The sequence below is a fragment of the Azospirillum sp. B510 genome (assembly GCF_000010725.1).
GTDB classification, from domain to species: domain Bacteria; phylum Pseudomonadota; class Alphaproteobacteria; order Azospirillales; family Azospirillaceae; genus Azospirillum; species Azospirillum lipoferum_B.
On sequence record NC_013854.1, the window covers coordinates 2,726,453 to 2,750,171 of the forward strand.

Genomic DNA, 23,719 nt, shown 5'->3' on the forward strand with positions numbered 1-23,719 from the left:
CTCCAGGGAGATATCACGGATGACCAGCTTCAAGCGCGGCCTTATCGCGCGGACTGTTCTTGGCGCCGCCGCCCTCGCCCTCGCCGGTTTCGCGACCCCGGCCCTCGCCGACACGCCGAAGGACGCGCTGGTGATGGCCTGGCAGTTCGACGACATCGTCAGCCTCGACCCCGGTGAAATCTTCGAGCTGTCGGGCGCCGAATACAGCGCCCAGGTCTATGACCGGCTGATCCATTTCGACGTCAACGACGTCAGCAGGATCGAGGGCGAGGCCGCCGAAAGCTGGACCGTGTCGCCCGACGGCAAGACCTTCACCTTCACGATGCGCAAGGGCATCGCCTTCCATTCCGGCAACCCGCTGACGGCCGAGGATGTCGCCTGGTCCTTCTCCCGCGCGGTGAAGATGAACAAGGGCCCGGCCTTCATCCTGAACCAGTTCGGTCTGACCCCGGACAATGTCGACCAGATGGTCCGCGCCACCGATCCGCAGACGCTGGTCTTCACCACCGACAAGGTCTATGCGCCGACCTTCGTGCTCTATTGCCTGACCGCCGACGTCGCCTCCATCGTCGATTCCAAGCTGGTGAAGAGCAAGGAGAAGGACGGCGATTTCGGCGCCGGCTGGCTGAAGACCAACTCCGCCGGCTCCGGCCCCTTCATCCTGAAGCAGTGGAAGGCGAGCGAGCTGCTGACCCTCGACGCCAACCCGAAATACTGGCGCGGCGCGCCGAAGCTCAAGCGCGTGCTGATCCGCCACATCGCGGAACCGGCGACCCAGCGCCTGCTGCTGGAGAAGGGCGACGTCGACGTCGCGCGCAACCTGAAGCCGGAGCAGTTCGAGCCGCTGAAGGCCAGCGACACCATCCGTCTGGTCCAGGCGCCGAAGGGCACGCTGTGGTATCTCAGCCTGAACCAGAAGAACCCCGCCCTGGCCAAGCCCGAGGTGCGCGAGGCGTTCAAATATCTGGTCGATTACGACGCCATGGCCGGATCGATCATGAACGGCATCGGCGCCGTCCATCAGGCCTTCCTGCCCAAGGGCTTCCTGGGCGCCGTCAACGAGAACCCCTACAAATACGATCCCGCCAAGGCGAAGGAGCTGCTGGCGAAGGCCGGCTATCCCGACGGTTTCACCGTCAGCATGGATGTCCGCAACACCAACCCGACCCAGGACATGGCCCAGGCGATCCAGGCCAGCGCCGCCAAGGCCGGCGTGAAGATCGAGATCATCCCCGGCGACGGCAAGCAGGTGCTGACCAAGTACCGCGCCCGCAACCATGAATTGATGATCCAGCAATGGGGCGCCGACTACCAGGATCCGCACTCCAACGCGGAGACCTTCGCCTCCAACCCGGACAATGGCGACAACGCCAAGTCCAAGACGCTGGCCTGGCGCAACGCCTGGGACATTCCGGAGCTGACCAGGAAGACCGCCGCCGCCGTCGAGGAGCGCGACGCCGCCAAGCGCGCCAAGATCTATGACGAGTTGCAGCGTTCGATCCTGGCCGATTCGCCCTTCGTCGTCATGTTCCAGCAGACGGAGATGATCGCCGAGCGCAAGAGCGTCACCGGCCTCGTCTGGGGCCCGAGCTTCGACACCAACTTCTACTGGAAGGCCGAGAAGAAGTAAGGATGCGGAGGGGGCGCCCACCGCGCCCCCTCCCGTCCCGGTTACGCCCAGGCCCGCGCGTCCTCGACCACCACGGCGAGGCTGTCGGACAGGCCGGTCAGCACACCGCGCTGGATGTCCGCCGCCGGCACCACCCCGCCCTTGCCGTCGGGCAGATCGCGGGTGGCGGTGGCCGACGCCACGACCGTCACCCGCCAGCCATGATCCACCGCCGACCGCGCGGTGCTGCTGACGCAGTTGTGGGTCATGAAGCCGGCGACGATCATCTCCGTCCGCCCGGTGTCGCGGGCCACCGCCTGCAAGCCCGTGCCGGCGAAGGCGTTGGCGAGCTTTTTCACGATCACCGCTTCACCGGCGCGCGGGGCGACGGCCGGAATGATCTCCGCCGTCGGTCCGGTGGGATCGAACAGCGGCGCTCCGGCCGCCGTGTGATGGACGATGTGGATCACCGGCACGCCGTTGGCGCGGGCGAGATCCAGCAGGGCCGCCGCCCGACCGACCGCCGCATCGACGCCCGACAGCCGCAGGGCGCCATCGGTATATTCACGCTGAAGATCGATCAGCACCAGCACCGCCTTGTCGAGCGGGCTCGGGGTGTTGGGCGCGCCGACGATCTGGCGCAGGGTGGTGGCCGCCGGGGTGGTCATCGCGGAATGCTCCGTGGTCATTGAACCTCGATGGCCCGATGGTGCCCGGTTCACCGATGCCCAGCCATCCGCTATCCTCGCACGATGACTGTTCAGAAATTCACAGGCCCGCCGCTCGACTGGGACGACCTGCGGGTTTTCCTGGAGTTGGCGCGGACCGGCAGCCTGTCGGCGGCGGCGCGCGGCCTGCGGCTCAGCCACGCCACGGTCGGGCGCCGGCTCGCTGCGCTGGAGGCCACGCTCGGCCGCGGCCTGATGGAACGGCGGCCCGACGGCTATGTCCTGACCGGGGAGGGCGAGAGCGTCCGTGCCCTGGCCGAGGCGATGGACGAGCGGGCGCAGGCCATCCGCCGCCGCGAGGGCGGCGACACCGGGCTGACCGGCACGGTGCGGCTGACCATGACCCAGGCGCTGGCCGACCTGTTCCTGATCCCGCGCCTGGGGCCGTTGCGGGCGGCCAACCCGGCGCTCGATCTCGAGATCATCGTCGACAACCGCACCCTCAGCCTCGCCCGGCGCGAGGCCGATCTGGCGATCCGGCTCGCCCAGCCGCAGCGCGGCGATCTGGTCGGGCGGCGGCTGGCGACGCTGGGCTACGGGCTCTATGCCGCGCCGGGCGCGCCCGACACGCTGATCGCCTATGACGACTCGATGGCGGAATTGCCGGAGGCACTGTGGCTGGACCGTCATGGCGGCGGCCGGCGCGTCGCCTTCCGCTGCAACAGCGTGCAGGGGCAACTGGCGGCGGCGGTGGCCGGATTCGGCACCGCCCTGCTGCCCTGCATGCTTGCCGACGGCGTGCCGGGACTGGAGCGCCTTGCGCCGACCGGCCCGCCGCTGACCCGCGAAGCCTGGCTGCTGGTCCACCGCGACCGCCGCGACGTGCCGCGCGTGCGGACGGTGATCGAGCATCTGGTGACGGTCTTCACCGCCGAACGCGCAAGGTTGGAAGGCGCAAGGTTGGAAGGCGGTTGACGGCCCCCCACCGCCGCCGCCACCCTCCGCCGGCCATCATCGGAAAGGGCTTGTCCGCCATGTCGCTCCGCTTCCTCTGGTTGGCGGGCCTCGCCATCGCGATGGCATTCCCCGCCCCACTCCCCGCCCAGGCGCAGTCCCGGCCCAACGACGAAGCCTTCTCCAACGCGGTGGTCGCCGCAGGAAAAACCATCACCCGGGCGCAATGCGCCGGGTTGGAGGTGCGGGAGACCGCCAGCTGGGTGGAGATCGACGGTCGCGGCGAATGCCTGCGCTATTACGCCGCCGGCCTGAGGCCTGGATCAAACCCGATCGTCGCGGCCTGGATGCATGGCGACGTCATGGGCTCCAAACCGGAGCAGATCGGGCATCAGGAGGGGTTGAGCGTCGCCACCATGATCGAACAGGAACGGGTCCTGTCGGCGCGCTTCGGCGTGCCCTTCATCTTCCTGGCCCGTCCGGGAGCCTATGGCAGCTCCGGCAAATTCTGGACCATGCGCCATACCCGGCGCGAGGCGGCGCTGATGAACGCCCATCTCGACCTGCTCAAGAAGCGCTACGGCATCGGGCGATGGTCGCTCGGCGGAAGCAGTGCGGGAGGCACGCTGACGGCCGAATTCCTGGCCCGCCGCAGCGACCTGACATGCGCCGTCATCTCGTCGGGAGCCTCCGCTTACGAAGCCTATCTCCAGGCGCATGGCGTCAAGACCCGGCCGGCCAAGCCGGAAACCTGGTTCGACCCCTACCGCTCGCTCGACCTGATTCCCAAGGACCCGGCGCGCCGCATCTTCGTCATCGGCGATCCCAGGGAAACCAATGTGCTGTTCCGCACCCAGCGCCTGTATTTCGACGGGCTGACGGCACGCGGGCTCCAGGCCTGGCTGGTCCCGCTCGAACGGGCCCGGCCGCCGCGCTATCACGGTCTGGTTGATTTCGGCGAAACCGCCACCGGCCTCTGTGCCCAGGGCGTCGCGACGGAAGCGCTGTTGAAGACGCTCCGATCCATGCCCGACCAGCCGGAGCGGATCAGCAACTGACCGGCATCAGTAGCGCGCCGCCAGGAAATAGAGCCCGTCCGGCGGGCAGGTCGGCCCGGCCTTGGCGCGGTCGCAGGCCTCCAGCGCCCGGCGCACGTCGTCCGCCGTCCATTTGCCGGCGCCGACCAGCTCCAGCGTGCCGACCATGTTGCGGACCTGATGATGCAGGAAGGAGCGCGCGGCGGCATGGACGCGGATCTCGTCGCCCTGGCGTTCCACCGCCAAGCGGTCGAGCGTCTTCACCGGCGACTTGGCCTGGCACAGCGCGGCGCGGAAGCTGGAGAAGTCATGCTGGCCGACCAGCACCTGCGCCGCCGCGTGCATCGCGTCGGCATCCAGCGGGCGGGTGACATGCCAGGCCCGGCCGGATTCCAGCGCCAGCGGCGCCCGGCGGTTGACGATGCGGTAGACATAGGCGCGGCCGGTCGAGGTCAGGCGGGCGTGGAAGTCCTCGGTCACCGCCTCCACCTCCAGCACGGCGATCGGCGCCGGCTTCAGATGGAAATTCAGGGCGTCGCGCAGCTTCAGCGCGGTGAAGGGCTTTTCCAGGTCGAAATGGCAGACCTGCCCCAGCGCATGCACCCCGGCATCGGTGCGGCCGGAGCCATGGACCCGCGCCACCTCGCCCGACAGGCGCCGCACCGCCTCCTCCAGGCTCTGCTGGACGGAGGGGCCGTTGTCCTGGCGCTGCCAGCCGACGAAGGGACGGCCGTCATACTCGACGGTCAGTTTCCAGCGCTGCACGGCGGTCAGTCCGCGACCGCTTCGGTCGAAAGGGGAGCGGAGACCGGCTGCCCGACCGCCAGCGCGAAGCCGCGCAGGAAGGCCGCCCCATCGACCGGCGCCTTGCCCGGCCGCTGCACCAAGATCAGCCGCACCGCGCCGTCGGCGCAGGCGACCGTCAGCCGCTCATCCAGCAATGTACCGGGGGTTCCGGCGCCGGTCGCCGGCTCGGCGGCCAGAACCTTGATGCGCTCACCGTTCGCCGCATCGAACCAGCAGCCGGGCCAGGGCGTCAGCGCCCGGACCTGCCGCTCGACATAAGCGGCGGGCCGGGTCCAGTCGAGCCGGCCATCCTCGCGCGTCAGCTTGGCGGCATAGGTGACGCCCTCCTCCGGCTGCGGCTCGGCGGTGAGCGTGCCGGCGGCGAGCCCCGCCAGCGCCGGGACGATCAGGCGGGCGCCAAGGGCGGCCAACTCGTCATGCAGGCTGCTGGCGGTGGTGGCGGGGGTGATCGCCACCGCTTCCCGAGACAGCATGGCGCCGGTGTCGAGCCCGATGTCCATCTGCATGATGGTGATCCCGGTCTCGGCATCGCCGGCCAGGATGGAACGCTGGATCGGCGCCGCCCCGCGCCAGCGCGGCAGCAGCGAGCCATGCACGTTGACGCAGCCCAGCCGCGGCGCCTCGAGGATCGGCTGCGGCAGGATCAGGCCATAGGCGGCGACCACGGCGACATCAGCCTTCAGATCGGCGAACTCCGCCTGGGCCTCGGCGTTGCGCAGGCTCTTGGGCGTGCGCACGGGGATGCCATGCTCCTCGGCGAAGCGGTGGACGGGCGATTTCCGCACCTGCTGGCCACGGCCGGCCGGGCGCGGCGGCTGGCTGTAGACGCGGACGACCTGATGCCCCGCCTGGATCAGCGCGGCAAGGCTGGGCACGGCGAAATCCGGCGTGCCCATGAAGACGAGACGGAGCGGGGTCATCGGGATTCGATCGAGGCGGGTCAGGCCGTCGCCTTCTGCATCTTCTGGACCTTCTTCAGCAGGATGTTCCGCTTCAGCATCGACAGGTAATCGACGAACAGGACGCCGTTCAGATGGTCGATCTCATGCTGGAGGCAGGTGGCGAGCATGCCCTCGGCCTCGATCTCCTGCGGCTGGTTCCGTTCGTCGAGATAGCGGACGCGGACGCGCTGCGGACGCGTGACCTCGGCATACTGTTCGGGCACCGACAGGCACCCCTCCTCGCACACCGCCTTGTCTTCGGAGGACCAGATGATTTCCGGGTTGGCGAGGCGGATCGGGTTCGGCGGCTCGCCCTTCTCATGGACATCGACGACGATGACGCGGTCGAGCACGCCGACCTGGGGGGCGGCCAGACCGATGCCGGCGGCGTCGTACATGGTCTCGACCATGTCGTCCATCAGCTTGACGACGCGCGCATCCACTTCGGCGACGGGTTGCGCCTTGCGCTTCAGGATCGGATGCGGGGCGACGAGGATCGGAAGACGGGCCATGGGTGCTCAATGCCGGTAAGGGGGAGATCAAACGGACAAGGTAGGCGGACCGAAGGGTCCGGTCAAGGAATCGGACCTGTGCGAACGACGCGAAACCACCCGCCGAGCAGGGTTGCACCCGGCGCCGGTTGGGCGTAGTCGATGCCGATCATGCCGGATGCCGCCCCCTCACCGCCCCCTCCCACTCCCCCGCCCCCGCGCTGGACCCAGGATGCCGCCCTGGCGCTGGTGTTCCTGACCCGCCTGCCCGTCCCTTCCATCGGTCCGCTCGCCAATCCACTGGCCGGTCCGCTGGCCGACGGCGCGTCCGCGCGGGCGATGGGGTGGTTTCCGCTGGTCGGCGCGCTGGTCGGGCTGGCGGGCGGAGCGGTGTTCGCCGCCGCCGCCGCGCTGCACCTGCCGCCGCTGGCGGGAGCGCTGCTCGCCCTGGCGGCGACGGTGCGGCTGACCGGCGGGCTGCACGAGGATGGCGCCGCCGACGTCGCCGACGGCTTCGGCGGCGGGCGCGACGTGGCGCGCAAGCTGGAGATCATGCGCGACAGCCGGGTCGGCAGCTATGGCGTGCTGGCGCTGGTCTTCTCGGTCGGCATCCGCGCCGCCGCCCTGGCCGCCCTGCCGGTGCCGGCGGCGGTGGCGGCGCTGGTGGCGGCCGGCGCCCTGTCGCGTTGCGGGCTGGCGGCGATGGCCCGCGTCCTGGCGCCGGCGCGACGCGACGGGCTGGCGGCGGCACAGGGCAAGCCGGCGATGACCACCGTGCTGCTGGCGCCGGCGTTCGGCATCGCCATCGCCGCGGCGGCGCTCGGCGGGCTGGCCCTGCCGGTGCTAGCCTTCCCCTCGCTGGCGGCGACGCTGCTGGCGGTGGCCGCGGTGACCGCGCTCGCCCGGACGCAGATCGGCGGACACACCGGCGACGTCTTCGGCGCCGCGCAGCAGGTGGCGGAGGCCACCGTCCTTCTGACCCTCTCCGCGTTACTGGGAACCACGGCATGAGCGCGCCGAGCCTCACCCCCCTGACCGTCACCCGCTGGTGGCTGATCCGCCATGCGCCGGTCCACAACCCGGACAATGTCATCTGCGGATCGAGCGACCGGGAGGCCGACACCGGCAACCGCGCCGCGGCGGCGGCGCTGGCGGCCGGGCTGCCGGCCGACGCCCTGTGGCTGACCAGCCCGCTGCGCCGCAGCCGCCAGACCGCCCAGGCGCTGTGGAGCCGCAACCCCCGCCTCGCCGGCGCCGCCGTCGTCGAACCGGCATTGGCCGAACAGGATTTCGGCGCGTGGGAGGGCATCAGCCACGACAGGGCGGCGATGCGCGACGCGGAGGCGGCGGCGCGCTTCTGGCGCGATCCCGCCAACCACGCCCCGCCGGGCGGCGAGAGCTTCGCCCTGGTGATGGAGCGCGCGGCGGCGGCGCTGCTGCGGCTGACCGAGATCCATGCCGGGCGGGACGTGGTGGCGGTGATCCATGCCGGAACCATCCGGGCGGCGCTGGCGCTGGCGCTGGATCTGACGCCGGAGGCGGCGCTGCGGCTGCGGATCGACCCGTGGTCGCTGACCCGGATCGACCATCACCAGCACGCCGCCCGGGACGCCGCCGACGCCGCCGCGGGCTCCTGGTCCGTCGGGGGAGTGAATCAGCGGATGGGAACCTTCTGACCCCGCCAGCCGTTCCCCTGTCTCCGTTGGGCTACCGAACGAGAGGCAGACCATGGCTCACAGCACCACCGCCGGCCAGAGCCCCGACAAGGGCGATGTCAAGAAGCTCTGGGAGATGATGAAGGGCGTCCAGGTCGCGATGATGACGACGCTGGACGACAATGGCCGGCTGAACTCCCGTCCGATGGCGACGCTGTCCCATGCGGGGTTCGAAGATGGCGCCTTGTGGTTCTTCACCCGCGCCCATTCCGAAAAGGTGGCGGAGATCGACCGCCATTGGCGCGTCAACCTCGCCTACGCCAACCCCGACAAGCAGGATTACGTCTCGGTCTCCGGCATCGCCGAGGTGGTGCGCGACCGCGACAAGATCCGCTTCCTGTGGCGGGACATCATGACCACCTGGTTTCCCCAGGGACCGGACGACCCCGAGGTCGCCCTGCTGAAGGTGTCGGTCGATCAGGCCGAATATTGGGACAGCCCGTCGAGCGCCATGGTCCACGCCTATGGCTATGTGAAGGCGAAGCTGACCGGCCAGTCGCCCGATCCGGGCGATAACGCGAAGATCGCGTTCCAGTAGAGCGGGCCGGTAAAGAGCGGGTCAGCAATGGGCTGGCGGCGGAAGCCAGCCTGACATGAAAACGCCCTCCCCAACCGACCGCGAGGCCGGCAAGGGAGGGCGTTATTCATTGAACGGTCGGATCGACGCTCAAAAGCGTCGGAAACGCCGCTTACCAGCTCTTGGCGCGGGCCGCCGGCTTGCCGTTGCCGTGGGCGTCACGGCGGGCATGGCCATGGTCCGGGCGGGAGTCGCCGCGGTGGTTGTCGTTGCGGGCATAGTCCGGACGCGGGCCGCGCGGGGCGTGCGGACCCTTGGACTCGCCGTTGCGGTGCCACGGCTTGCCGGCGCCGCCGCCCGGACGGCCGTTGCGCCCGGCCGGACGGCCGCCGCCACCGGTGGTGAAGGGGCGCGTCGGCTCCAGGCCGGGCACCACATGCACCTCCAGCGTCGCCTTCGTGTAGCGCTCGATGCGGACCAGGGTCTCGCGGTCGGCGCGGGCGGCGAAGGAGATCGCCACGCCAGAGGCGCCGGCGCGGCCGGTACGGCCGATGCGGTGGACATAATCCTCCGCCGAACGCGGCAGGTCGAAGTTGATGACGTGGGTGATGTCGCGCACATCGATGCCGCGGGCGGCGACGTCGGTGGCGACCAGCAGGCGGACCTGGCCGGTGCGCAGGCGCTGGAGCGTGCGGTTGCGCTTGGTCTGGTCCATGTCGCCGTGCAGGGCGGCGGCGGCATGGCCGGCGGCGCTCAGCTCCTCGGCCAGCGTGTCGGCGTCACGCTTGGTGGCGGCGAAGATGATCGCCTTGCCGACCTCTTCCTGGGCGGCGAAATGCTGCAACAGGCGGCGCTTGTGGTCCATGTCGTCGGCATGGTGCAGGCGCTGCTCGACATTGACCGAGGTCGCCTGGCTCTCGACGGCCACGCGCTCCGGGTTGCGCAGCAGGTTGCCGGCCAGCTGCGCCATGCGGCGGTCCAGCGTGGCGGTGAACAGCAGGGTCTGGCGCGTCGGCGGGCAGCATTTGGCGATGGTCTCGACATCGTCGAGGAAGCCCATGTCCAGCATGCGGTCGGCCTCGTCGAGGATCAGCACCTCGACCTCGTCCAGGGCGATGCGGCGGCGGGCGACATGGTCCAGCAGGCGGCCCGGGGTGGCGACGAGAACGTCGACCGGGCGCGACAGCAGGCGCAGCTGCTCGCGGTAGGGCATGCCGCCGACCACGTCCACGATGTTCAGCTTCATGAACTTCGCGTATTTGCGGGCGGCGTCGGTGACCTGCTTGGCCAGCTCGCGGGTCGGGGCCAGAACCAGCACGCGCGGGGTGGCGGCGCCGTTCAGCGGCAGCTCGGCGGTGCGGGTCAGCGCCGGCAGCATGAAGGCGGCGGTCTTGCCGGTACCGGTCTCGGCGGTGGCGAGGATGTCGCGGCCCTGGAGCGCCGGCGGAATGGCGGCGAGCTGGACCGGGGTCGGGGTGGTGTATTCGAACGCCTCAAGGGCCTTCAGGACGAGCGGGTGCAGACCGAGTTCGGAAAACGACAAGTCGGATCAACCTTCTCAAAGCAACACGGCACGGCCCCGCGCGCCCCGATGGCGGGCGTGGGACATACCGGCGAACTCGCCGGGAGGAGGTCGATAGAGGGAGAGGCGTCTATCCGATGCAACGGCAAGAGCGCCCCCATCACCTCGGGACGTTAACCGTTGCGCAATCACAGCGCGTCTCGCTCAAGAGACGCGCGAGCCTCCAGCGATCAAGGCGCTCTACATAGGCTATTGCGCCGCACAAGACAAGGCCCATCGCGGAACGAGCCCCGCGCCGGTCACTTGACGACCATGCGTTCGATGTAGATGTCGCGGAACAGGCCGGTCCCGGCCTCGCGGTTCACCGCTTCCTTGATCCGCGCCTTCAGGAAGTCGGCGGAGCCGCTGCCGGTGAGATTTTCGGCGCCGGCCTGGCTGACGGTCTGGAACAGCCGGTCGGCGATGCGCTCCTGATAGCGCAGGATGCGGTCGGCCTCGACCTTCGGCGCCAGCACCAGCGAGACCTGCATCTCGACCGCCCGCGACCCGTCCAGCGGCACCTCGAGCGCCGGCAGCCGCGCCAGCTGCGGCTTCGGCCCCATCCGCGCCTCGATCCGCCGCTGGTCCAGCATGCGGTCCAGCGCCATGCCGCCGCCATAGGCCAGCCCGGCCAGGGTCAGCAGGGCGATCACGACGATGATCAGCAGGCGGGCGGGACTTCCCGGCTGCGGCGGGACATGGGGATGGGTCTCCGGCTCCTCGCCGACCGGAGCGAGCGGCCGGGTCTGGAACGGTGATCCATGCAAAGTGCGGTGCGTGGCCATGGTCGGCCTCCTCCGGGCCGGACAGTGGCATGCCCAAGGATAGGGCGATGGCGTTAAGATTCAGTGGAGGTGATCGTATGATCCCTCCTCACCGCACGCAATCCGCCAGCCCGTCGCGGCGCACCAGCGCCATCCGCCGTTCGATCACCCCGGCCCGCCGGGCGACATAGGGGCCGGGGCGCGTCGGCGACCAGTCGCGCGGGTTGGGCAGCACCACCGCCAGCAGGGCCGCCTCGCGCCGGGTCAGCGCCGCGGCGGACTTGCCGAAATGATGCCGCGCGGCGGCCTCGGCGCCATAGACCCCGTCATCCCACTCGATGATGTTCAGATAGACCTCCAGGATGCGGCGCTTGCTCCACAGCTGCTCGATCAGCAGGGTGAACCATGCCTCCGCCCCCTTGCGGGCCCAGCTGCGGTCGGGCCAGAGGAAGGCGTTCTTGGCGGTCTGCTGGCTGATGGTGCTGCCGCCGCGCAGGCGCTTGCCGTCCTCATTCTCCTCGAAGGCATCCTCGATGGCGGCCCAGTCGAAGCCGCCATGGCCGCAGAAACCGCTGTCCTCCGAGGCGATCACCGCCTCGACCAGGGCCGGGGAGATGCGGTCCAGCGGCTCCCAGTCGCGCGACAGGCCGGAGCCGCCGATCGCCCGGATCAGCATCAGCGGGGTGACCGGCGGCGGCACCACCCGGTAGAGCGCCGCCCACAGGAGGGAGACGGCGACCAGCCCCACCACCCCGATCAGCGCCCAGCGCAACAGCCTCCGCATCCCGCCCCGTCCCCGCTTCGCATCCCGTCCCCCTCAATGGGGGTGAAGCGGCGGCCCGTCAACATCCGGCGCTCGCTTTGCGGCACGCCACCGCCCTATAGTGCCGGCGATGGACCTGACCGCCGACCCCAGCCCGATGCAAGGCCCGATGCACAGCCTCGACGACGCGCCCGCCATGGTGGCCGGCGCGCGCCGCGTCGTGTCTCTGACGCTTGACGGCGAGGTCGAGGAGCTGTCGCTGGCCGCCGCCGCGTCGGCGGTGCGCCGCCAGCCGCCGCTGCTCTGCCATGCCCGCGCCTTCGCCCGCCGGCTGGGCATCGACGGCTTCCCGGCCTTCGACGTGCTGGAGCTGTTCGCCTTCGTCCATCCCGCCCGCTTCTGCGTCCCCACCCCGCGCGGCATCGCCGGGGCGCTCGACCTGCCCACCCCCGACGGGCACGAGGCGGAGGCGCTGGCGCTCCAGCGCGCGGTGCGCCGGCTGCTCGGCGATTTGGGAGCGGCCGGGCGAGAGGAGGCGTCCGACCCGGTCGCCTTCGCCTGGGAGATGGGGCGTGCCGGCTGGCCCTGGGCGCCCGCCGTGCTGGCGGCGCTCGGCAAGCCGGACGGGCCGGAGAAGGGGGCCGCCCGCTCGGGCCTGCGCGTCTGGACCCGCATCAAGGAGTGGGAGGAGGGCGCGCCGCCGCCGCCGCCCGCCCAGAATCCGGTCGATCCGGAGGAGGCGCGCCGCCGGCTCGCCGTCCTGCTGTCGGCCAGCGTGCCGGGCAAGATGGCGGAGCCGCGGCCGCAGCAGGCGGATTACTCCAGCGCGGTGTCCGCCGCCTTCGCCCCGCGCCAGCTGCCCGACACCCCGAACGTCGTGCTGGCGGAGGCCGGGACCGGGGTCGGCAAGACTCTCGGCTATCTGGCGCCGGCCACGCTGTGGGCGGAGAAGAATGGCGGCACCGTCTGGATTTCCACCTACACCCGCAACCTCCAGCACCAGATCGACGCCGAGCTGGACCGGCTCTATGCCGACCCGGCGACCAAGACGCGCAAGGTGGTGCTGCGCAAGGGGCGCGAGAATTACCTGTGCCTGCTGAATCTGGAGGAGGCGGTGCGCGCCATGCCCTTCCAGCCGCACAACGCCGTCGGCGTCGGGCTGATGGCGCGCTGGGCGGCGGCGACGCGCGACGGCGACATGACCGGCGGCGACTTCCCCGGCTGGCTGGCCGACATCGCCGGGCGCGGCCCGACGCTGGGGCTGGCCGACCGCCGCGGCGAATGCATCTATTCCGCCTGCGACCATTACGCCCGCTGCTACATCGAGAAGAGCGTGCGGCGGGCGCGGCGCGCCGACATCGTCATCGCCAACCACGCGCTGGTGATGGTGCAGGCGGCGCTGGGCGGCGGCGAGGAGCCGACGCTGCCCAGCCGCTATGTCTTCGACGAGGGGCACCATGTCTTCGACGCCGCCGACAGCGCCTTCGCCGGCCATCTGACCGGGCGCGAGACGCAGGAGCTGCGGCGCTGGCTGCTCGGGGCGGAGGAGACCGGGCGCAGCCGCGCCCGCGGCCTGAAGCGCCGGCTGGAGGACATCGTCGCCAACGACGAGGAGGCGCTGCGCCATCTCGACGACGTCCTGATGGGGGCCCGCGTGCTGCCCGGCGACGGCTGGTCGGCCCGGCTGGCCGCCGACAACCCGCAGGGGCCGACCGAGCGCTTCCTGCTGCTGGCGCGCCAGCAGGTCTATGCCCGCACCGCCGGCCAGGGCGGCCCCTACAGCCTGGAGGCCGACAAGGCCTATCCGGTCGACGGGCTGCTCGACGCGGCGGCGGAGCTGGAGCAGGCGCTGGTCCGCCTGTCAGAACCGGTGGAGGCGCTGGCCCGCCGGCTGGCCCAACGGCTGGAGGACGAGGGCGCCGAACTGGAGTCCGACCAGCGCCGCCGCATCGACGCGCTGTCGCGCGGCCTGCACCGCCGCGGCACTCTGACGGTGGAGGCATGGCGCGCCATGCTGCGCACCCTGCCGACCGAGACGCCCTCCCACTTCGTCGACTGGTTCGCGGTGGAGCGGATCGACGGGCGCGACGTCGATGTCGGCCTCTACCGCCACTGGGTCGATCCGACCGTTCCCTTCGCCGAGGCGCTGGCCGGTCCCGCCCATGGGCTGGTGGTGACCAGCGCCACCCTGACCGACGGCACCGGCGACGTCGGCCAGGATTGGCGGGCGGCGGAGGACCGATGCGGCGCCAGCCATCTGCCGGCCCCGGCGATCCGCGCCCAGGTGCCCTCCCCCTTCGACTATCCCAAACGCACCCGCGTCTTCGTCGTCAACGACGTGCGCAAGGACGATCTCGGGCAGGTGTCGGCGGCCTACAAGTCGCTGTTTCTGGCGGCGGGCGGCGGCGGGCTCGGCCTGTTCACCGCGATCAGCCGGCTGCGCGCCGTGCGCGACCGCATCGCCGAGCCGCTGGACCAGGTCGGCATCCCGCTCTACGCCCAGCATGTCGATCCGCTCGACGTCTCCACCCTGATCGACATCTTCCGCAACGAGGAACATGCCTGCCTGCTCGGCACCGACGCGGTGCGCGACGGGGTGGACGTGCCGGGCCGATCCTTACGCCTGATCGTCTTCGACCGCGTGCCCTGGCCGCGCCCGGACATCCTGCACCGCGCCCGGCGCGACGCCTTCGGCCGCCGCCGCTACGAGGACATGATCACCCGGCTGCGGCTGAAACAGGCCTTCGGCCGGCTGGTCCGCCGCGCCGACGACACCGGCGTCTTCGTGCTGCTGGACCCGATGATGCCGAGCCGGCTTGGCGGCGCCTTCCCGGAGGGGGTGGAGATGCGGCGCGTCGGGCTGAAGCAGGCGGTGGAGGAAACCGCGGAGTTCCTGCGGGGCTGGTGAGGGGAGGAGATCCGGAACTCACCCGGATCCCCTCCCCCGATCCGCACCGCCCATCCGCATCGAAGACCGGGAGCGCCTATGCCGCCTTGATGGCGTCGAGGAAACGCTCAACGTCGCGGCGCAGCCCCTCGGCCTGCTGCGACAGGCTGCCGGCCGCGCCCAGCACCTGCTCGGCCGCGACGCCGGTCTCCCCGGTGGACTGGGTGACGCCGCCGATCGTCGAGGACACCTGCCGGGTGCCGACGGCGGCCTGCTGCACATTCCGCGAAATCTCGGCGGTCGCCGCCCCCTGTTCCTCGATGGCGGCGGCGATCGACATCGAGATGTCGCTGATCGACGAGATCGTGCCGCTGATGCCCTCGATGGCCTTCACGGCGCCACCGGTGGCGTCCTGGATGGCGGCGATCTGGGCGGCGATCTCCTCGGTGGCCTTGGCCGTCTGGTTGGCCAGGCTCTTGACCTCGCTGGCGACGACGGCGAAGCCCTTGCCGGCCTCCCCGGCGCGGGCGGCTTCGATGGTGGCGTTCAGCGCCAGCAGATTGGTCTGGCCGGCGATGCTGGTGATCAGTTGCACCACCGCGCCGATCCGCTGCGCGGCGTCGGCAAGCCCGCGCACCGTCTCGTTGGTCCGGCCGGCTTCGGTCACCGCCTGCCCGGCGATCCCGGTGGAGCGCGTCACCAGCGTCCCGATTTCGCGGATGGAGGTCGACATCTCCTCCGCGGCGCTGGCGACGGTCTGCACGTTGGCGCTGGTCTGTTCGGCCGCCGCCGACGCGGTGGTCGCCTGTTCCCGCGTCTGCGTGGCGGTTCGCGACATGCTCTGGGCGGTGCTGTCGAGTTCGGTGGCCGCGGCCGCGACGGTCCGCAACGCCTCGGCGGCCTGCGCTTCGAACCCTCGGATCAGATTGTCGACCGCTTCGGCGCGGCGCAGCTTCACCTCCTGTTCGGCGGCCTGCGCGGCGGCAAGCCGGTCGGCCTCGATCAGGCCATCCTTGAAGATCTGGACCGTCCGCGCCATCTCGCCGATCTCGTCCCCACGCGCGATGCCGATCACCGTCGCCCCATAATCGCGGCGGGAGAGGCGCAGCATCGCATTGGTCAGGGAGACGACCGGGCCGGCGATGGTCTTCACGGCCAGGACGCCGCCGCCGGCGCCGACCATCAAAGCCAGGACGATCGCGATCCCGACGCCGTTGAACGCGCTGCGGTAGGCGGCTTCGCCCTCCTGCGCCGCCGCGTCGGCTTCGCCCGCGTTGAACGCGATCACCTCTTCCAGCGCCGCGTCCAGCTTGCCTGAAAGCACGGCGGATTCGGTCCGATAGATCTCGGCGGCTTCGGCATCCGCGTTCTTGCGGGCGAGCGGCAGCAGCTTCTCTTCACTGAGGGTTTGATACTGCTTCCAGTAACCAAGGAAGTCCTGATACAGCGCGGTTTCACGCCCGGGTGTGATCAGCTTTTCATAGCTGGACTGTGCGGCCTTGAGCTTGCCCAGCACCTCCATACGGCGATTTTCGGCGGTCTGCAGGTCGGCCGGAGCATCACTCAGAATGACGCGGGCCTCGCGACTGCGGTAGAGCGCAACGAAGGTACGGATTTCGCCGAGGGCGCGGACCGATGGCAGCGCATTGCCGCGAATGACTTCGGCCCGCCCATTGAGAATCGAGACCTCCTTCAACCCGAAGCCGCCCAATCCTATGATCAACACCAGCATGATGCCGATCAGATACAGAATCTTGTTCCGTATCGACAGATTTTCCACCAGCTTCATCTTCGCCCCCTTCTTTCAAAGCGTGGATTTCCAAGCACGCCTGCGACACAGTTCGACCCGATCCGGTCACGGCCATGCCATCCCGCTCCTCAAGAGCGGATGCCGGTCGTCGCGCTATGAACCGTCAGTCTCCCGATCCAGGCCGGCGCCCGCCCCATCGGCCTTGCCGATGGCCAGGGACAGGCCGCAGAGCGCGAAGGCCAGCACCGCCCCAATCCCGATCCCGAGACCCATGAAGGCCGATCGGCGGGCGGTCTCGCCATTCAACGCGGTTCGGTTCGCCTCGGTTCGGGTCGCCTGGGCGGCATTGAACGCGATCAGTTCATCGAGAACCCTGTTGGCCTGGTCGAACAGGGAATAGGAGTCTGTTTGATAGACCCGGAACGCCGCGTTCCTGTCATTTCTGTGGATCGCGGCAAATATCCTCTGTGTGCTGACGGCCTGGTAGATTTCCCAGATTTCCGTGTATTTCCCGTAGAGCTCGCTTTCCTTTCCCATTCCCAGGATTTTCTCGTACCTGGAGCGGGCCGCATTCAGAGCCCAGGCCTTCTCGGCCAGCAGACTTTCCCTGTCCTGGAATTCCCCGGACCCGGCCTCAAGGACCGCCAGACCTTCGGTATTCCGGTAAATCCCGCTGCGCGTTCGGATTTCCCCCAGCGCGACGACCGATGGCAGCCAAATCCCCCGATCACCCCTTTCCCCAGGATCGATGCCCGAAAGCCACCCCAGGACACCGGCCACGAGCCCCACACCGATCATCACTCCGACCAGGCAGAGCCGCTTTGTCCCTACCAGGGTCTGGTCGCGCATTCTCGCTCATGACCCCGAGGAACAAGGTAAGGCACGTTTTTTCATGTCATTTCCCGCTAGACTTTAATGCGGAGTTTTTATTGATACACGTAAAAACGCGCTACAAACACATTATAATCCCATCCACAGCCGCATCTCCATACGGCTGCGGGTGACGTTACAAAATTTCAATGATGAAATTTTACATAATTATCTTTAAGATTATTGCCCTAATTTATTCATTTCATTCCGACGGCTTCGCCGCTCACCCCCCTTCGATGCCAACCACCATGACCCTGGAGTCGCGCCCGGACCATGGACACGGATTGCCCAACAATGAGGCAATGGATTTCCGTGTCAACCACCTGTCATGCGATACCCCCACGCCGGACAGGGAACAACCCTCGCCCCCAGCGCTCTTGCCCGATAAAACCAAATAATTGAATTATGATCACCGCATATATCTAGATAAAAATAATCGTGTAAGATTTTTACCCTCATAATGAAACTAAATTTCTCACAAAACTCCATAATGAATGCACACAGTACAAAAAAAATTTTGTTAACGCATATTAATATATATATTTGATTTTACAATGTGTATCTTAATTGATAACTGAATCAATGCTGACTTATCGGTTCTACTTGATGGATTTCGCCTATTCACAAGATCATATTCATCTGCCACTTTCCAGCCTGCAACCTACACAAGATAACGACTTGCGCAGCGTATTGCGTGTCTTTTGGCACGACTGCCACATCGACCGACGACAAACCGCGAAAGTGATTATAATAAATAGCGATTCCATGTCGCAGGCAAAGCGTTAGGATTGAGTCATATTAAAGCAAGACGCCCAGACCCAGCCGTAGGCACAGACCAAGATGCTTGACAGAAGCACAAAAAATAATGCCGCATATCTCCCAGACTCTCATTTGCATACGCTATTTATTGTATATCAATTGCACGAATACAAGTGCCATTCGTCGATGAGGCACCAGCCTATCCGCAGCGCGCCCTGCGGATCCGAAGGCATGACGATGGGCTTTGAATCATTCCGCCATCATCGTCGCATCATGAATCGGATTGAGAGACGGCGATGAATCCATATTCCGAACGTCTGAAGTCAATCAGAGACGATCTTGACGAAACCCAGCGATCGATGTCCAGGCGCTTCAATCTTGGAGAGAACACCTGGCAGTCATACGAACTCCACGGGAAGCTGCCGAAGGGAGAAACCTTGGTGGAGCTGGCCCGACTTGGGTATGACATCAACTGGTTGCTGACAGGGCGCGGCGCCATGAAGGTCACGCCGACGGAAGAGGCGACGGCATCACCGTTGAACGACGCTCTGATTGCCGACGCGATCGACTTCGTTGAACGGTGGCTCTCGGAAAATGGCTGCCACCTTGCGCCCCGGTTGAAAGGCAGAATTGTTTCCGCGCTCTACACCTTGGGAATCGACGAGGCCGGCGGCGACAGGCCAAGGCTCAACACGGCGGCGGCAAGACAGCTGATCTGGTTCGCGCTGCAAACCGAGAGGCAGGAAAAACCCTCCTGAAAGCGGCTGGCCGGCGCTGGGGAAAGCCCGGTTGTGGACCTTCCCCCTTGAAGTCGGCCGGCAAAGACGACCGGCTTGCGTCACGCCGCGCGGACGGAGGCCAGAAAGTCCTGCACCTCCCGGCTCAGGCGGTCGGCGTTCCGCGACAGCAACCCGGCGGACTCGAGCACCTTGCCGGCGGCGCTTCCGGTGGCCTCGGCGCTCTGGGTGACCCCGCCGATGCTGCCGCTGACCTGATGGGTTCCCTGGGCGGCCTGCTGCACGTTGCGGGCGATCTCGCGGGTGGCGCTGCCCTGCTCCTCGACCGCGGAGGAGATGGTGGTGGAAATCCCCTTGATCTGCTCGATGATGTTGGAAATGCCCTGGATGGCGGCGACGGTGTTGCGCGTCTCCTCCTGGACCGAAGCGATCTGCTGGCTGATGTCCTCGGTCGCCCGCGCCGTCTGGTTCGCCAGACTCTTCACCTCGCTGGCGACGACGGCGAAGCCCTTGCCGGCCTCACCCGCACGCGCCGCCTCGATGGTCGCGTTCAGGGCCAGCAGGTTGGTCTGGCCGGCGATGTCGTTGATCAGGCTCACCACCTCGCCGATGCGGTCGGCCGCCGCCGTCAGCTTGCGCACCAGTTCGTTGGTGTTGGCGGCCTCGGCCGACGCGGTGTTGGCGACGCGGGCCGATTCCTCCACCTGACGGGCGATCTCGGTGATGGAGGAGGACAGCTCCTCGGTCGCGGCGGCGACGGTCTGCACATTGGCCGATGTCTGCTCGGCCGCGGCGGCGACGGTGGCGGCGGCCGACGTCGACTCGTCGGCGACCGACGACATGCTGCGCGCGGTGCTCTGCAACTCCCCCGACGAGGAGGACACCGCCGTCACCATGACCATCACCTTCTGTTCGAAATCGTCGGCCATCCGGTTCATGGCGCGCTTCTGCTCCTCGGCGGCACGGGCCTTCTGCGCCTCCTGCTCCTGGCGCAGGCGTTCGACCTCCAGGGCGTTGGTCTTGAACACCTCGACCGTGCGGGCCATCGCGCCGACCTCGTCGTGCCGGGCGGTGCCGGGCACCTCGGCGGCCAGATCGTTGCCGGCCAGCCGCTCCATCACGGCGCGCAGGGCGTTGACCGGCCCGGTGATGCCGCGACCGATCAGCCATGCGGCCAGCATGCCGAGCAGCGCACCGATGACGCCGGCGATGAGGGCGGCACGGGAAGCCCAATCGATGCGGTCGCCGATGTCCTTCGCGGTGTCGCTGTTGAGACGCTCGACATAGGCGCTGGCGGCGTTGTTGGCGTCGGCATAGCGCTTGGCCCCGGCATTCACCTCGACGATGGCCTTCTGGTATTCGGGCGAGGCGCCGTCGGCACCCTTGGCCTTCAGATCGTTGAAGGCCCGCGCCTTCGCCTCGAAATCGACGATCGACTCCTCGAAGGCCTTGACCAGCCTGCGCCCCTCATCGGTGATCAGCAGGCTCTGGACAGTCTGCAACTGGGTGCGCGCCTGGGCGAACGCCTCGTCGCGGCCCTTCAGATAGCCGGCGTCGCCGGTGGCGGCATAGCTCCAGGCCATGACCCGTCCCTGCCGGACGCTCAGGTAGGAGTCCTTCATGCCGATCACGACCGCCGATCGCCTCTGCGCCAAGGCGGCATGGTCCCCGAGGCTCTCGAACTCGGCCATCGAGAAAGCCGCGAGGGCGATGATCAAAGCGACAAGAAGTCCAAACCCCGCCATCAAGCGCGCGGAGATGTTCAACCTAGCAAGCACCGTTCGTCTCCAAATCCATCGAGAGTGTCGTTCCAGGTGGCCGCCCAGCAGGGGAAGCCAGGCTCACTGGCGACCTCCACGCGCCTCCGCAAAGGGCAGGCCCGAAAACGCCCACCCCCCAAATGCGTCAACCATACCGGAGATACATTAATATACGGATAAATGAAGAACACTCAGCCACGTTGAAAACGCAACACTGCGTTAAACCACTATACAGAGAAGGTCCGTTGCGAACTTGAAACAGAGCCTGCGCACCATAGGGAAACCGGCGCCCCAGCCAGCCACGAGCATTCCGGTCCCAGGCAATTTCAACACTGATGGTTTGGAATCCCCCCATATCTCTTCCACTTATCCTTGCGAACCCGACCCGCAGCCGCCGATCTATAGGAGTGCCGGCCTTCATCGGTCACCGTCGGCCGCCGGGATGGCGGCTGCTGGACGATGATGAGGAGGAGCTGGAGCGGCCCGCGCCAGATCACCCCGCCGGATGCGAAACCGCCGCCGGCTCCAGATATTTCCGGGCGGAGGCGGGAACGCCGCCGGGAAGATAGCCGGCGGCGATGTCGGCGAGCGGCACCGGACGGCCCAGCAGATAGCCCTGCATCAGGTCGCAGCCCCTGGATCGCAGGAAGCGGAACTGCTCCTCCGTCTCCACCCCCTCGGCGATGGTTTCCAGGCCGAGGCCGTGGGCCATGGCGATGATGGCCTCGACCAGCCGGGCCGCCGCGGCGCCGCCGCACATCTCCGAGACGAAGCAGCGGTCGATCTTCAGCATGTCGAAGGGATAGCGTTGCAGATAGCTCAGCGACGAGTAGCCGGTGCCGAAATCATCGATCGACAGGCGGATGCCGTGGTCGCACAGCCGGTGCAGGGCCTCGGCCACCTCCGGCGCCTCGCCCATCAGGACTCCCTCGGTGATCTCCAGCTCCAGCCGGCTTGGCGGCAGGCCATGGCGGGACAACGCCCCGACCACATGGGCGACGAAGGACGGGTCGCGCAGCTGGCGGGGAGAGACGTTGACGGCGACCCGCGGCGCCGACGGCCCGATGCCGAACAGCCCCACCGTTTCATGGATCGCCGTTTCGATCACCCAGGCGCCGATCTCGCCGATCAGCCCGACCTCCTCCGCCACCCCGATGAAGTCCCCCGGCGCGGTCAGCGAGCCGTCGGGCTGGCGCCAGCGCAGCAGGGCCTCCAGGGCGATCAGCCGGTGGCCCTCCCCGCCGGCCGGTCCCCCGGCCCGGAGAATCGGTTGGTAATGCAGAACGAACTCCGACCGCTGGATCGCCAGCCGCAAGCGGCCCTCCAGGGCGATGCGCCGCTGCGCCCGCTCATTGATCTCCGCCGTGAAGAACTCGTAACGGTTCCGGCCGCGCTCCTTCGCCCGGTACAGCGCGAGGTCGGCGCTGCGCATCAGGTCGGGCCCGTCGGCGCCGTCGGTCGGGAACAGCGCGATGCCGATGCTCGCCGTCACGAAATGATCCTGCCCACCGATGCGGAAGGGCGGCACGAAGGCGTCCAGCACCCGTTCCGCCACGCCGCGGGCGGCGTCGGTCCCGGCGATGCAGGGCAGGACCACCAGGAACTCGTCCCCGCCCATGCGGGCCAGCGTGTCGCCCTGGCGGATGATGGTCGACAGCCGGCCGGCCGCCGCCTTCAGCAGCCGGTCTCCCGCCTCATGGCCGAGCGTGTCGTTGACATTCTTGAAATTGTCGAGGTCGATGAACAGCAGCGCCGACGTCAGCTGGCCGCGCCGGGAATTCACGATGGCCTGTTCCAGCCGGTCGCGGGTCAGCAGGCGGTTGGCCAGTCCGGTGAGCTCGTCGAAATGCGCCTGCCGATAAAGTTGCTCCTCATAGCGGCGGCGGAGGGCGATGTCAGTCTCCAGCGCCGCATTGACCCCGGCCAGTTCGCAGTTGGCCGCATAGAGATCGCCCGCCAGATCATTGAAGGAGTGGATCAGCTGGTCGAGTTCGTCCGGGCCCCCCCGTTTCGGCCGCCCCCATTTGGATCGCTCGATGGACAGCGACAGCGGGGAGGACCGGGGATCGTGGCTGCGCAGGGCGGTCGCGATGGCGATCAGATGGCGGGTCACCAGCCGGTGGCAGATGAACAGGATGAAGCCGGACAGCAGGAATGTCCTGATGCCCTGGCTGATCAGGATCACCTCCGCCGTGGTGAGGAGGCGGCGGTAGACGTCGTTCAGGCTCGCCTGCACGCGCAGCACGCCGAGCGTCACCGCCTTGCCCTCCATCTCGCGGGTCAGCGGCATCTCGACCTCGATGTCGGCCACCTCCAGCGGCGTGCCGACCGTAAGGGCGAGGCGGCTGTTCGCAAGCTCCCCGGTCTCCCTCACCTGCGCCATCCTGATGTCCGGCAGACCGACCACACCATTCAGCAGCAGGCGGAGCTGGTCCTGATCCACCACCCACAGGCTGTTGCTCAGGCTCGGAACCGTGCTGAGGCGGATGTCCTCGAAGCGGTCATGGATGTCGCCCACCTCGCGCCGGAATTCGAGATAGAGCTGCGCCGCGGTCGACAGCAGCGTGATGAGGGAACTGAACAGAAGGATCGACAGCAGAAGGCGCATGGCGATGCCTTCGCCGGGCCACAGGGCTCGCAGGCGTCCTTTCCAGGATCGGGGTTGGGGCTGCGAACAGCCCTTTCCGTCCGGACGGAGCGTCATCGCTCGTTCCGGGCGGCCTGCTTCGGACATGACATGGCTCCGCTGTGATCACCGACAGGAACGGTAGCTGAAGCGCAGGCACGGGAAAAAGTCAGGGACGCTGCTGATCCGTCATCGCCAGCCGGCCCCGCCGGCCCCGCCAAACGCGTTCCTCGCCGCCCCCGCAGCGAACTCCCGAGTTGTCGCATCGCATCCGCCCCGCGTCACCCAACCCACCGCAACGGCACCGCAATCGGTCCCTGGGAGTATCCCTGGCCACCCCCTTAAGCTCATCTGAACTTTTATGAACTTATTATGATCGGCTCATGCGACCGGACCAGTTGTTGCAATCGAGAAAAGGCGACGCGAAACTTTCTCCAGCGCGCCAATGGCCATAGTGCTTCCGGCGCCTCGACAGCTTGAAGGCGGACAATTCGGAAACGCCA

At 68.1% G+C, this 23,719-nt stretch carries 19 protein-coding genes; 8 read left to right on the forward strand and 11 right to left on the reverse strand.

Features of this window, described 5'->3' with window-relative positions:
- The first annotated feature begins 19 nt into the window (after positions 1-19).
- Complete coding sequence (locus AZL_RS12770) at positions 20-1,630, forward strand: ABC transporter substrate-binding protein (protein ID WP_012974961.1); 1,611 nt, start codon at positions 20-22, stop codon at positions 1,628-1,630.
- 41 nt (positions 1,631-1,671) lie between these two features.
- Here AZL_RS12770 and AZL_RS12775 read toward each other — a convergent pair whose 3' ends face one another.
- Positions 1,672-2,277: a cysteine hydrolase family protein gene (locus AZL_RS12775; protein WP_012974962.1), complete on the reverse strand. Its 606-nt coding sequence runs from the start codon at positions 2,275-2,277 to the stop codon at positions 1,672-1,674.
- Positions 2,278-2,361: 84 nt separating this feature from the next.
- On the opposite strand from AZL_RS12775, the gene AZL_RS12780 reads away from it, so the two are divergent.
- A complete protein-coding gene (locus AZL_RS12780; protein ID WP_042443104.1) occupies positions 2,362-3,252 on the forward strand; it encodes a LysR family transcriptional regulator in 891 nt (296 codons plus the stop codon).
- Positions 3,253-3,311: 59 nt separating this feature from the next.
- Entirely contained in the window at positions 3,312-4,289 is a 978-nt protein-coding gene (locus AZL_RS12785) for a hypothetical protein (RefSeq protein WP_012974964.1), read from the forward strand.
- Positions 4,290-4,295: 6 nt separating this feature from the next.
- On the opposite strand, the gene truA is transcribed toward AZL_RS12785, so the two are convergent.
- The 3 genes from truA to def are packed head-to-tail and all read right to left on the reverse strand — an operon-like array spanning position 4,296 to position 6,528.
- Positions 4,296-5,033 carry a tRNA pseudouridine(38-40) synthase TruA gene (gene truA / locus AZL_RS12790; RefSeq protein WP_012974965.1) on the reverse strand — a complete coding sequence of 246 codons (738 nt, stop codon included), beginning with the start codon at positions 5,031-5,033 and terminating at the stop codon, positions 4,296-4,298.
- 5 nt (positions 5,034-5,038) lie between these two features.
- A complete protein-coding gene (fmt, locus tag AZL_RS12795) occupies positions 5,039-5,995 on the reverse strand; it encodes a methionyl-tRNA formyltransferase (protein WP_012974966.1) in 957 nt (318 codons plus the stop codon).
- A 20-nt stretch (positions 5,996-6,015) separates the two neighbouring features.
- The gene (gene def, locus AZL_RS12800) at positions 6,016-6,528 is read right to left on the reverse strand and encodes a peptide deformylase (protein ID WP_012974967.1); all 513 of its coding nucleotides are present in this window, start codon (positions 6,526-6,528) and stop codon (positions 6,016-6,018) included.
- A 141-nt stretch (positions 6,529-6,669) separates the two neighbouring features.
- Between def and cobS the strand changes: the two genes are divergently transcribed.
- The 3 genes from cobS to AZL_RS12815 are packed head-to-tail and all read left to right on the forward strand — an operon-like array spanning position 6,670 to position 8,760.
- Positions 6,670-7,518, forward strand: coding sequence for an adenosylcobinamide-GDP ribazoletransferase (gene cobS, locus AZL_RS12805; RefSeq protein ID WP_012974968.1), 849 nt, complete (start codon positions 6,670-6,672; stop codon positions 7,516-7,518).
- Positions 7,515-8,183: a histidine phosphatase family protein gene (locus AZL_RS12810; RefSeq protein ID WP_012974969.1), complete on the forward strand. Its 669-nt coding sequence runs from the start codon at positions 7,515-7,517 to the stop codon at positions 8,181-8,183. The genes cobS and AZL_RS12810 overlap by 4 nt, the downstream gene beginning before the upstream one ends.
- Positions 8,184-8,235: 52 nt before the next feature.
- Positions 8,236-8,760 carry a pyridoxamine 5'-phosphate oxidase family protein gene (locus AZL_RS12815; protein ID WP_012974970.1) on the forward strand — a complete coding sequence of 175 codons (525 nt, stop codon included), beginning with the start codon at positions 8,236-8,238 and terminating at the stop codon, positions 8,758-8,760.
- 151 nt (positions 8,761-8,911) lie between these two features.
- On the opposite strand, the gene AZL_RS12820 is transcribed toward AZL_RS12815, so the two are convergent.
- The 3 genes from AZL_RS12820 to mtgA all read right to left on the reverse strand — a co-directional run bounded on the left by AZL_RS12820 (position 8,912) and on the right by mtgA (position 11,848).
- Positions 8,912-10,282, reverse strand: coding sequence for a DEAD/DEAH box helicase (locus tag AZL_RS12820; protein WP_012974971.1), 1,371 nt, complete (start codon positions 10,280-10,282; stop codon positions 8,912-8,914).
- Positions 10,283-10,560: 278 nt separating this feature from the next.
- The gene (locus AZL_RS12825) at positions 10,561-11,085 is read right to left on the reverse strand and encodes a flagellar basal body-associated FliL family protein (RefSeq protein ID WP_012974972.1); all 525 of its coding nucleotides are present in this window, start codon (positions 11,083-11,085) and stop codon (positions 10,561-10,563) included.
- 88 nt (positions 11,086-11,173) lie between these two features.
- Complete coding sequence (gene mtgA / locus AZL_RS12830) at positions 11,174-11,848, reverse strand: monofunctional biosynthetic peptidoglycan transglycosylase (protein ID WP_012974973.1); 675 nt, start codon at positions 11,846-11,848, stop codon at positions 11,174-11,176.
- A gap of 109 nt (positions 11,849-11,957) precedes the next feature.
- On the opposite strand from mtgA, the gene AZL_RS12835 reads away from it, so the two are divergent.
- Entirely contained in the window at positions 11,958-14,735 is a 2,778-nt protein-coding gene (locus AZL_RS12835) for an ATP-dependent DNA helicase (RefSeq protein ID WP_042443107.1), read from the forward strand.
- A gap of 76 nt (positions 14,736-14,811) precedes the next feature.
- Here the strand turns inward: AZL_RS12835 and AZL_RS12840 are convergent, their stop codons facing one another.
- Positions 14,812-16,503, reverse strand: a complete 1,692-nt coding sequence (locus AZL_RS12840) for a methyl-accepting chemotaxis protein (RefSeq protein WP_012974975.1) — start codon at positions 16,501-16,503, stop codon at positions 14,812-14,814.
- Between the two features lie 114 nt (positions 16,504-16,617).
- On the reverse strand, positions 16,618-17,313 hold the full coding sequence (locus AZL_RS12845; RefSeq protein ID WP_012974976.1) for an MCP four helix bundle domain-containing protein: 696 nt from the start codon (positions 17,311-17,313) through the stop codon (positions 16,618-16,620).
- 1,139 nt (positions 17,314-18,452) lie between these two features.
- On the opposite strand from AZL_RS12845, the gene AZL_RS12850 reads away from it, so the two are divergent.
- Entirely contained in the window at positions 18,453-18,851 is a 399-nt protein-coding gene (locus AZL_RS12850) for a hypothetical protein (protein WP_042443109.1), read from the forward strand.
- A gap of 80 nt (positions 18,852-18,931) precedes the next feature.
- Here AZL_RS12850 and AZL_RS12855 read toward each other — a convergent pair whose 3' ends face one another.
- Both AZL_RS12855 and AZL_RS12860 read right to left on the reverse strand, forming a co-directional pair.
- Positions 18,932-20,521, reverse strand: a complete 1,590-nt coding sequence (locus AZL_RS12855; RefSeq protein ID WP_158305975.1) for a methyl-accepting chemotaxis protein — start codon at positions 20,519-20,521, stop codon at positions 18,932-18,934.
- 562 nt (positions 20,522-21,083) lie between these two features.
- Positions 21,084-23,198, reverse strand: a complete 2,115-nt coding sequence (locus AZL_RS12860) for a putative bifunctional diguanylate cyclase/phosphodiesterase (protein WP_247894211.1) — start codon at positions 23,196-23,198, stop codon at positions 21,084-21,086.
- Positions 23,199-23,719: the final 521 nt, after the last annotated feature.